Below are 11,118 nucleotides of genomic sequence, written 5' to 3'. Positions count from 1 at the left end.
TAGGAATGACAGAATCTGAATTGATACAACTCTTTAAAAATAAATATCAACTTGCTGATACTGACATTACCATTAAAGAACAAAAAATGAAATTGCCACCATCAAAACCTGAGGAACAATCTACAATCATCGGCACGCTAAAAACTTACAAAGTAACGTTAGATCCGAATAAGTCTGTCACATTAATTGTTAGACTGGAAGAAGATATCATGCATGATCCTGTTCAAATAGTTGTCTTTGGTATCGATCAAATGATACCCTATTCTAGTGAAGCAGAGCAACATGAGTATGAAGCATTAGTCAAAAAATATGGTAAAGAACAATCCAAAAACTTTATGGGTGATAAAATGTGGAAATTCACCGTGGACGATGTGAATAGTAGTAATAATATTTTATTCTTCTCCTCGTCAGAAGATGGGACAATCGATATATCAATTGTTACCGATCAATATCGCAAACAAAAGATAAAATAGTCTGTTTTTTAATAATTGCTCTATTTTATTTTGAGTTTTCTTTAAAGCCTATACATAAGTAATTGCATGATCATAATGAATACTAATACAAGTTTAGTATTCATTCCCTTGGATTTATTCAATGATTGTCAATTGACTTAATTATTTTGTAACCACATACAAAATAATTAAATAATCTAATTTTTTGACCATAAAATTGCATATAGTAATTGAAATGGTTTTATAATAATTTTTATACAAAAGTATATTAAAAAATAAATGCCTACAAATATAAACAAAATCCCCCTCGACACGCGGTCAGGAAGAAATTGCGTACAAAAAGCAAATAAGACAAACAGAAGTATTAAGGATATGATTCCTAAAAAAGTCCACATAAAAAAATAGTCTACAAAAGTCGGACCATGTCTCATTGATGACATTGATGGTACATGTATGGGTCGGATATATGAAAAGGCTGTATCTATATGAATCAGGAAACAAATTAAAAGTACCACTATGTTTTTCATTATTATTTCTTCTATATTTTTTGAGTTTATTATTCTTCTGTATATGATGATAGATTATTTTAGTTTTTATTGATTAAGTATAAGAAAATAACTGATAATCTTAAAAAACAGATAATAGCGATAAAATAGAAAACTATACCAAATCCATTTTTTCTTATTCTTTAGGTGGTAAGTTTATCCTGATATATTCAATACATATTCCTTTTTGTACTATAGTAATTAAATGCATCAAAAGTAATTAAAAGCAAAAAACATAATGTAATTTTGATTTTAATTGTCTCTATTTTTCTTTTAAAAACAAAATATCATAAGCTTATATTAATTATTGGCTGATTATGATACCAATGTTTATTTTATTTTCAAATAATAACTGATTAGCTTGCCAATATAGAATCCTGATGTAGATCAAATGATTTTTTAAGTAACTTAATGAATAATATATTTTTTTAATTGTTTAGTTATCAAATAGATCAATCTGTTCTAAATAAAAAATAATGAATGCGTTTTAATCTTTGTTTGAATGATCTAAAAAATTCATTAAAACTTATAATTTATTGCATTGTTGAAAAAAAACACTAAAATAGTATAAATAATAATTAAAAAGGTGAACTTTTATGAATAGGAACGAGTTATATTTTATTTTAATCGGTATATGCGTTGTTATTGTGCAAACAATCGTCAGATTCAGTAGATTAAATAATAAAGATAATAATAATAATGGTGTTACAATTTTTAGTTCAATACTTCTATTATTCCTCACTTTAGCATTGCTAAGCACGTTATGCTAAGCACGTTACCCAAATAAAGAATGTACCATACTTATAAAGTAGTCTCTTTAATCTGCTCATAACCTAATATGAGCTTTGAATTAAATCTCTAAGTAATAGCCTCAAACTTAAGTCTAAAGTTTATAACTATTTTAATATAATTTTACTCATAAAGAATTTTTAACTTTTGATCCTCGCCAAAATACTGGGCAATGTTGGTCTCTATAATGTTGTTTAGTTAACACTGCTCTTCATATTGCTGTGGCAAAACCTTGTCATTGGCTGAATGACCTCAAGCGCTATTTTCAATTTCTTTTTGAATTTTATAAAAGTCTTTTATACTCATAGGTTGTATCAGTTTTAAATTAGTATTTCATTAATTGCTCTGCTTTGGGTTAATCACGAAAAACATTTCCACCATCTTCCCGACGTAACAGTTGCCAAGTTACATCGTTATAGACTTGTTGCGTTTCACTATCAATAAATGGCTCAACTTTATAACCTTGGATTAACTCCCGATATTCAACCTTGCCATTAATCTGAGCGGAATAAACACCCGTATGTGGGCATAATTGACCGGTTTGAATGCTAATCCGAACTTTTGAATCCATATTAATAACTTCCGCTGATTGTTGCTCATGACTTACTGCAATATCCGTTGCTTCGACATCATCAAACCGACTTTGCCACTCTTTTGAGGTTCGATTATTAAAACGAACTTCACCGTTTATTGAGCCAAAACCTAATGAGGCAATTTCTGGTGCTCGTGCGGGTTTCAATAAAGCATTAACATTAACATAGTGCTTAGGATAGGGGTTGCTTGCTACATCACCCAGCTCAGGCACTTCACCTGCCCGAACAACCACGCCTCCGGTGTAAGGATAAAAACGGATCTCGTTATCATTATTCCGCTCTTTTAACGTCTCAAGACTGCCTAATTTATCGGTTATAAGTTGGTCACTGAGTATGGTTAACCAGTTGATACATTTAAAACCATCTCTAAGGTGTTCATCATCTTCATCGTTAGAAATGTCTAAACCCAAAAATTGATGTGCCAGTTCATACTCTAAATATTGATAATCGTAATACTCATGACTATGCTGGATACCCAATCCAAAAAATCCATGCATTGGCTGTAATATTTCGCTGATTTGTTGATTTAACGCTATTAATTGCTCGACACCAAACTCTTTAAGTTCGGATATAGGTAAATAGAGTTGAACATAAGTTATATCCTGATGTAATTTTTCATACCATTCTGGTTTTGAAAAGGTCTCGATAAAATATTCTGGAACAAACTCTAAATTATCAACGTTACTCCAATAAAAATTCAATGTTTCAAAAGCATAGTTATTAATAAGATCTTGCTTTTTATCTATACTGAATTTTTGATAAGGATGCAGTTGGTTGGGGTTTCCATCCAAAAAACCAAACTTTAGCTTATTGCCCCAATATTTATCATATAGTGCCAAAACCTGACCGATTGCTTGACGCTTTTCGGGTAGATAACCCTGATCTAAGTAATAACACCCCACCAAGCCGGTTTTTATTGCATCTTCAATATTGTTGGGATCCAAATAATGACCATAGGTAAATCTGTTATAGTTTTCCTGATATTCATCTAATAACTTTTGTAATTTATCTTGCATGGTATATCCTATAATTCATTGTGCTTAATGTGGTTATCAACTGCCTTCAAAATCTGTCGGTTCATCACCGGGAGTAAAATAGTAATAAAACTGTTGTCGATATGGATAGTAATGAATTTTATAATTGTTTTTATCCAACCGAAATTTGTCTTTATTTTGCTTAGCTTCGGCAGAATCATCGATATACCCTATCGTTTTGTTTATTTTATCAAAGTCTGAATTCTGCTGATAACGATAATCAATCTCAATAAGGCGATCATCTTTATACTTAAGCTTTTCTTGCTCATTAAATTCTGGATAATAGGTAAGCTGCCCATTGCGTTCTAATACGTAATTATTAGTTGTTCTCTGCTTGGCTGCTAATGGTAAAGATGCTGATCCAACGGTTGCTACCGTGGCTTTTGTTATTGGGGTAAACTTAATGACTTTAGCGCCACTACGAACCACTGTTGTAGTTGCTATTTCGGTAACGGAGGTCCCAGCAACGAAAGCACCAGCCATTGCGGACATGCTTGCAATGCCAACTGCAGCTAATGGATAGTTAACAATCATCTCATGCCGTTGTTCATAACGTTGCCAAGCTTTTAGATAATTTTTTTCATTGTAATCATCAATTGCCACTAATTGTGGGCGGCTGTATTCAATCTCTTGTTGTTTGACCCATTTAATAATATGTTTATATATAGCATCATATTCAAGCTGCATGCGCTGTTCAATGCTTAGAGCTAATTTAGTATTAGCCATAGCGGTTTCACCAACTGTCTGATATAGTGGATCGGCTTTAGCTTTGGCAAGCATCTCTTCTTCTTTGTCTTTGCGGTTACGAAATTCACATTGCTTTAATGTCATTAAGCGAAATCTATCACGATTGCCTCCTGCAATTTTTAAATAATCTTTACGCTGATCCTTACTAAGATCATCCCCAGGAAATTTTATTTCAATTACAGTATCAATATTATCAGGATGGTAACCTTTTTCACCGGTTAAAGTATGATCCTTTTTTTTAATTACGTCAGGAATGCGGATCATACCTCGTCCATTTGGAAATCGCTCATTTGCAACCTTGGCATTGAGTGTTCGATAGGCTTTTTCAATGTCATTATCACGACTTCTTTTTAGCGATAACTCGTTTTCAAGTGTTGTTTTATTAACCATAGAGTCAACCACGTTAACGCCACCAAAATCAAATCGATAACCTCCTGTTGGGTCACCATATATATTTGCTTCGCGGTATTCACGATAGATCATTTGATACTTCGATACTGGCCAATAACTTGGTCGAAACGGTTCACTGTTACTCATTAATGGTGTAGGTGGGATAGTCGTCATTTTGTATCCTACCTCACCGCAATAAGGGAATTGATATCCAAAACTTGCAGCATCTTGCCTAATCCACATGGTTACTTGTCGTTGATATCGAGGTGTATTATTTGTTTTACAAATATAAGGGGAATTTTTTGCTGCTTGCATTTTAAGGCATAAATAAAAAATATCGACGGGATGAACTACTGGTAATACTGTACCTGATGCGGATGCATCACGACGAGTTGTGGCAGTACTACGCCCTGCAGATGTTGGTTTTGCGGTTTTTTTATCACTCATTCCATTCATTGTTTTTTATCCTAACTATCATTAAAATCGAGCTTTACTCGTCTACCTGTTGCTATATGTCTTGCTTCGAACGTATTTTGTAATTTATTTTTCATTAATTGCTCTGCTTTGGGTTAATTACGATAGACATTGCCACCATCTTCCCGACGTAACAGTTGCCAAGTTACATCGTTATGGACTTGTTGCGTTTCACTATCAATAAATGGCTCAACTTTATAACCTTGGATTAACTCCTGATACTCAATCTTGCCATTGATCTGGGCAGAATAAACGCCCGTATGTGGGCATAATTGACCGGTTTGAATGCTAATCCGAACTTTTGAATCCATATTAATAACTTCCGCTGAGTGTTGCTCATGACTTACTGCAATATCCGTTGCTTCGACATCATCAAACCGACTTTGCCACTCTTTTGAGGTTCGATTATTAAAACGAATTTCACCGTTTATTGAACCAAAACCTAATGAGGCAATTTCTGGTGCTCGTGCGGGTTTTAATAAAGCATTAACATTAACATAGTGCTTAGGATAGGGGTTGCTTGCTACATCACCCAACTCAGGCACTTCACCTGCCCGAACAACCACACCGCCTGTATAAGGATAAAAACGGATCTCGTTATCATTATTACGCTCTTTTAACGCCTCAAGACTGCCTAATTTATCGGTTATAAGTTGGTCACTTAATATGGTTAACCAGTTGATACATTTAAAACCTTCTCTAAGGCGCTTATCAGCTTGAACATTAGAAATGTCTAAACCCAAAAATTGATGTGCCAGTTCATACTCTAAATATTGATAATCGTAATACTCATGACTATGCTGGATACCTAATCCAAAAAATCCATGCATTGGCTGCAATATTTCGCAGATCTGTTGATTTAACGCTATTAATTGCTCGACACCAAACTCTTTAAGTTCCGATATAGGTAAATAAATTTGAACATAACTTATTTCTTGATGTACCTTCTCATACCATTCTGCTCTTGAATAGGCATTGCATAAATATTCTGGAACAAACTCTAAATTATCAACATTACTCCAATAAAAACAAATATTATCTGTTCCTGCTAGATTAATTTGATTAATTTTTTCATGTAATGTTGTTTGTGTATAAGAAATTAGATTATTTGGTTCACCGTCAATATATCCAAACTTTAGCTTATCACCCCAATATTTATCATATAGTGCCAAAACCTGACCTATTGCTTGGCGCTTTTCAGGTAGATAACCTTGGTCTAAATAATAACACCCCACCAAGCCGGTTTTTATTGCATCTTCAATATTATTGGGATCTAAATAATGACCATAGGTAAATCTGTTATAGTTTTCCTGATATTCATTTAATAACTTTTGTAATTTATCTTGCATGGTATATCCTATAATTCATTGTGCTTAATGTGGTTATCAACTGCCTTCAAAATCTGTCGGTTCATCACCGGGAGTAAAATAGTAATAAAACTGTTGTCGATATGGATAGTAATGAATTTTATAATTGTTTTTATCCAACCGAAATTTGTCTTTATTTTGCTTAGCTTCGGCAGAATCATCGATATACCCTATCGTTTTATTTATTTTATCAAAGTCTGAATTCTGATGATAACGATAATCAATCTCAATAAGGCGATCATCTTTATACTTAAGCTTTTCTTGCTCATTAAATTCTGGATAATAGGTAAGCTGCCCATTGCGTTCTAATACGTAATTATTAGTCGTTTTCTGCTTGGCTGCTAATGGTAAAGATGCCGATCCAACGGTTGCTACCGTGGCTTTTGTTATTGGGGTAAACTTAATGACTTTAGCACCACTACGAACCACTGTTGTAGTTGCTATTTCGGTAACGGAGGTCCCAGCAACGAAAGCACCAGCCATTGCGGACATGCTTGCAACGCCAACTGCAGCTAATGGATAGTTAACAATCATCTCATGCCGTTGTTCATAACGTTGCCAAGCTTTTAGATAATTTTTTTCATTGTAATCATCAATTGCCACTAATTGTGGGCGGCTGTATTCAATCTCTTGTTGTTTGACCCATTTAATAATATGTTTATATATAGCATCATATTCAAGCTGCATGCGCTGTTCAATGCTTAGAGCTAATTTAGTATTAGCCATAGCGGTTTCACCAACTGTCTGATATAGTGGATCGGCTTTAGCTTTGGCAAGCATCTCTTCTTCTTTGTCTTTGCGGTTACGGAATTCACATTGCTTTAATGTCATTAAACGCAATTTATCAGGATCATCTCCTGCAATTTTTAAATAATCTTGTGCTTGATATGTTGACAATGTATCCCCTAGAAATTTTATTTCAATAACAGTATCAATATTATCAGGATGATAACCTTTTTCACCGGTTAAAGTATGATCCTTTTTTTTAATTACGTCAGGAATGCGGATCATACCTCGTCCATTTGGAAATCGCTCATTTGCAACCTTGGCATTGAGTGTTCGATAGGCTTTTTCAATGTCATTATCACGACTTCTTTTTAGCGATAACTCGTTTTCAAGTGTTGTTTTATTAACCATAGAGTCAACCACGTTAACGCCACCAAAATCAAATCGATAACCTCCTGTTGGGTCACCATATATATTTGCTTCGCGGTATTCACGATAGATCATTTGATACTTCGATACTGGCCAATAACTTGGTCGAAACGGTTCACTGTTACTCATTAATGGTGTAGGTGGGATAGTCGTCATTTTGTATCCTACCTCACCGCAATAAGGGAATTGATATCCAAAACTTGCAGCATCTTGCCTAATCCACATGGTTACTTGTCGTTGATATCGAGGTGTATTATTTGTTTTACAAATATAGGGGGAATTTTTTGCTGCTTGCATTTTAAGGCATAAATAAAAAATATCGACGGGATGAACTACTGGTAATACTGTACCTGATGCGGATGCATCACGACGAGTTGTGGCAGTACTACGCCCTACAGATGTTGGTTTTGCGGTTTTTTTATCACTCATTCCATTCATTGTTTTTTATCCTAACTATCATTAAAATCGAGCTTTACTCGCTTACCTGTTGCTATATGTCTTTCTTCGAACGTATTTTGTGATTTATTTTTCATTCACTGCTCAGCATTGGGTTAATTACGATAGACATTGCCACCATCTTCCCGACGTAACAGTTGCCAAGTTACATCGTTATAGACTTGTTGCGTTTCACTATCAATAAATGGCTCAACTTTATAACCTTGGATTAACTCCCGATATTCAATTTTCATTCACTGCTCAGCCTTGGGTTAATCACGAAAGACATTGCCACCATCTTCCCGACGTAACAGTTGCCAAGTTACATCGTTATAGACTTGTTGCGTTTCACTATCAATAAATGGCTCAACTTTATAACCTTGGATTAACTCCCGATATTCAACCTTGCCATTAATCTGAGCGGAATAAACACCCGTATGTGGGCATAATTGACCGGTTTGAATGCTAATCCGAACTTTTGAATCCATATTAATAACTTCCGCTGATTGTTGCTCATGACTTACTGCAATATCCGTTGCTTCGACATCATCAAACCGACTTTGCCACTCTTTTGAGGTTCGATTATTAAAACGAACTTCACCGTTTATTGAGCCAAAACCTAATGAGGCAATTTCTGGTGCTCGTGCGGGTTTCAATAAAGCATTAACATTAACATAGTGCTTAGGATAGGGATTGCTTGCTACATCACCCAGCTCAGGCACTTCACCTGCCCGAACAACCACACCGCCGGTGTAAGGATAAAAACGGATCTCGTTATCATTATTACGCTCTTTTAACGCCTCAAGACTGCCTAATTTATCGGCTATAAGTTGGTCACTGAGTATGGTTAACCAGTTGATACACTTAAAACCACCACGAAAACGCAAATCACTTTCAACATTAGAGATATCTAATCCCAAAAACTGATGTGCCAGTTCATACTCTAAATATTGATAATCATAATACTCATGACTATGCTGGATACCTAATCCAAAAAATCCATGCATTGGCTGTAATATTTCGCTGATTTGTTGATTTAACGCTATTAATTGCTCGACACCAAACTCTTTAAGTTCCGATATAGGTAAATAGAGTTGAACATAACTTAGGTACTGATGTAATTTTTCATGCCACTCTGGTTTTGAAAAAGTCTCAATAAAATATTCTGGAACAAACTCTAAATTATCAACGTTACTCCAATAAAAATTCAATGTTTCAAAAGCATAGTTATTAATAAGATCTTGCTTTTTATCTATACTGAATTTTTGATAAGGATGCAGTTGGTTGGGGTTTCCATCCAAAAAACCAAACTTTAGCTTATTGCCCCAATATTTATCATATAGTGCCAAAACCTGACCTATTGCTTGGCGCTTTTCAGGTAGATAACCCTGGTCTAAATAATAACATCCTACCAAGCCGGTTTTTATTGCATCTTCGATATTATTGGGATCCAAATAATGACCATAGGTAAATCTGTTATAGTTTTCCTGATATTCATTTAATAACTTTTGTAATTTATCTTGCATGGTATATCCTATAATTCATTGTGCTTAATGTGGTTATCAACTGCCTTCAAAATCTGTCGGTTCATCACCGGGAGTAAAGTAGTAATAAAACTGTTGTCGATATGGATAGTAATGAATTTTATAATTGTTTTTATCCAACCGAAATCTGTCTTTATTTTGCTTAGCTTCGGCAGAATCATCGATATACCCTATCGTTTTATTTATTTTATCAAAGTCTGAATTCTGCTGATAACGATAATCAATCTCAATAAGGCGATCATCTTTATACTTAAGCTTTTCTTGCTCATTAAATTCTGGATAATAGGTAAGCTGCCCATTACGTTCTAATACGTAATTATTAGTTGTTCTCTGCTTGGCTGCTAATGGTAAAGATGCTGATCCAACGGTTGCTACCGTGGCTTTTGTTATTGGGGTAAACTTAATGACTTTAGCACCACTACGAACCACTGTTGTAGTTGCTATTTCGGTAACGGAGGTCCCAGCAACGAAAGCACCAGCCATTGCGGACATGCTTGCAACGCCAACTGCAGCTAATGGATAGTTAACAATCATCTCATGCCGTTGTTCATAACGTTGCCAAGCTTTTAGATAATTTTTTTCATTGTAATCATCAATTGCCACTAATTGTGGGCGGCTGTATTCAATCTCTTGTTGTTTGACCCATTTAATAATATGTTTATATATAGCATCATATTCAAGCTGCATGCGCTGTTCAATGCTTAGAGCTAATTTAGTATTAGCCATAGCGGTTTCACCAACTGTCTGATATAGTGGATCGGCTTTAGCTTTGGCAAGCATCTCTTCTTCTTTGTCTTTGCGGTTACGGAATTCACATTGCTTTAATGTCATTAAACGAAATTTATTAACATCATTACCTGCTATTATCAAATAATCATTACTTTGGTCTTTACTAAGACTATCCCCAGGAAATTTTATTTCAATAACAGTATCAATATTATCAGGATGGTAACCTTTTTCACCGGTTAAAGTATGATCCTTTTTTTTAATTACGTCAGGAATGCGGATCATACCGCGTCCATTTGGGAATCGCTCATTTGCAACTTTGGCATTGAGTGTTCGATAGGCTTTTTCAATATCATTATCACGACTTCTTTTTAGCGATAGCTCGTTTTCAAGTGTTGTTTTATTAACCATAGAGTCAACCACGTTAACGCCACCAAAATCAAATCGATAACCTCCTGTTGGGTCACCATATATATTTGCTTCGCGGTATTCACGATAGATCATTTGATATTTCGATACTGGCCAATAACTTGGTCGAAACGGTTCACTGTTACTCATTAATGGTGTAGGTGGGATAGTCGTCATTTTGTATCCTACCTCACCGCAATAAGGGAATTGATATCCAAAACTTGCAGCATCTTGCCTAATCCACATGGTTACTTGTCGTTGATATCGAGGTGTATTATTTGTTTTACAAATATAGGGGGAATTTTTTGCTGCTTGCATTTTAAGGCATAAATAAAAAATATCGACGGGATGAACTACTGGTAATACTGTACCTGATGCGGATGCATCACGACGAGTTGTGGCAGTACTACGCCCTGCAGATGTTGGTTTTGCGGTTTTTTTATCAATCATTCCATTCAT

Annotated in this window: 8 protein-coding genes; 1 reads left to right on the top strand and 7 read right to left on the bottom strand. The window is 34.8% G+C overall.

Annotated elements, in window-relative coordinates; genetic code table 11:
* Positions 1-5 precede the first annotated feature (5 nt).
* The gene (locus FPB0191_RS05115) at positions 6-473 is read left to right on the top strand and encodes a hypothetical protein (RefSeq protein WP_162485155.1); all 468 of its coding nucleotides are present in this window, start codon (positions 6-8) and stop codon (positions 471-473) included.
* 1,668 nt (positions 474-2,141) lie between these two features.
* Here the strand turns inward: FPB0191_RS05115 and FPB0191_RS05110 are convergent.
* The 7 genes from FPB0191_RS05110 to FPB0191_RS05085 form a co-directional block, all read right to left on the bottom strand.
* Positions 2,142-3,395, bottom strand: coding sequence for a type VI immunity family protein (locus tag FPB0191_RS05110; RefSeq protein WP_039104456.1), 1,254 nt, complete (start codon positions 3,393-3,395; stop codon positions 2,142-2,144).
* A 36-nt stretch (positions 3,396-3,431) separates the two neighbouring features.
* Positions 3,432-5,006, bottom strand: a complete 1,575-nt coding sequence (locus FPB0191_RS11650) for a VRR-NUC domain-containing protein (protein ID WP_052236782.1) — start codon at positions 5,004-5,006, stop codon at positions 3,432-3,434.
* A gap of 113 nt (positions 5,007-5,119) precedes the next feature.
* The gene (locus FPB0191_RS05100; protein WP_052236781.1) at positions 5,120-6,373 is read right to left on the bottom strand and encodes a type VI immunity family protein; all 1,254 of its coding nucleotides are present in this window, start codon (positions 6,371-6,373) and stop codon (positions 5,120-5,122) included.
* A 36-nt stretch (positions 6,374-6,409) separates the two neighbouring features.
* Positions 6,410-7,984 (bottom strand): hypothetical protein, encoded by a 1,575-nt coding sequence (locus tag FPB0191_RS05095; RefSeq protein WP_039104454.1) that lies wholly within the window; start codon positions 7,982-7,984, stop codon positions 6,410-6,412.
* Between the two features lie 113 nt (positions 7,985-8,097).
* The gene (locus tag FPB0191_RS12125; RefSeq protein WP_162485154.1) at positions 8,098-8,235 is read right to left on the bottom strand and encodes a hypothetical protein; all 138 of its coding nucleotides are present in this window, start codon (positions 8,233-8,235) and stop codon (positions 8,098-8,100) included.
* Positions 8,236-8,253: 18 nt separating this feature from the next.
* Positions 8,254-9,507 carry a type VI immunity family protein gene (locus FPB0191_RS05090; protein ID WP_052236780.1) on the bottom strand — a complete coding sequence of 418 codons (1,254 nt, stop codon included), beginning with the start codon at positions 9,505-9,507 and terminating at the stop codon, positions 8,254-8,256.
* 36 nt (positions 9,508-9,543) lie between these two features.
* The gene (locus FPB0191_RS05085) at positions 9,544-11,118 is read right to left on the bottom strand and encodes a VRR-NUC domain-containing protein (RefSeq protein WP_039104452.1); all 1,575 of its coding nucleotides are present in this window, start codon (positions 11,116-11,118) and stop codon (positions 9,544-9,546) included.

Origin of the sequence: Frischella perrara, assembly GCF_000807275.1 — a bacterium.
In the GTDB taxonomy this organism is placed as follows: domain Bacteria; phylum Pseudomonadota; class Gammaproteobacteria; order Enterobacterales; family Orbaceae; genus Frischella; species Frischella perrara.
This window is presented reverse-complemented; position numbering and strand designations above follow the sequence as displayed.

Coding starts and splice junctions, on each gene's coding strand:
- FPB0191_RS05115 (WP_162485155.1), top strand. CDS start 6: ATGACAGAATCTGAATTGATACAACTCTTTAAAAATAAATATCAACTT.
- FPB0191_RS05110 (WP_039104456.1), bottom strand. CDS start 3,395: ATGCAAGATAAATTACAAAAGTTATTAGATGAATATCAGGAAAACTAT.
- FPB0191_RS11650 (WP_052236782.1), bottom strand. CDS start 5,006: ATGAATGGAATGAGTGATAAAAAAACCGCAAAACCAACATCTGCAGGG.
- FPB0191_RS05100 (WP_052236781.1), bottom strand. CDS start 6,373: ATGCAAGATAAATTACAAAAGTTATTAAATGAATATCAGGAAAACTAT.
- FPB0191_RS05095 (WP_039104454.1), bottom strand. CDS start 7,984: ATGAATGGAATGAGTGATAAAAAAACCGCAAAACCAACATCTGTAGGG.
- FPB0191_RS12125 (WP_162485154.1), bottom strand. CDS start 8,235: ATGAAAATTGAATATCGGGAGTTAATCCAAGGTTATAAAGTTGAGCCA.
- FPB0191_RS05090 (WP_052236780.1), bottom strand. CDS start 9,507: ATGCAAGATAAATTACAAAAGTTATTAAATGAATATCAGGAAAACTAT.
- FPB0191_RS05085 (WP_039104452.1), bottom strand. CDS start 11,118: ATGAATGGAATGATTGATAAAAAAACCGCAAAACCAACATCTGCAGGG.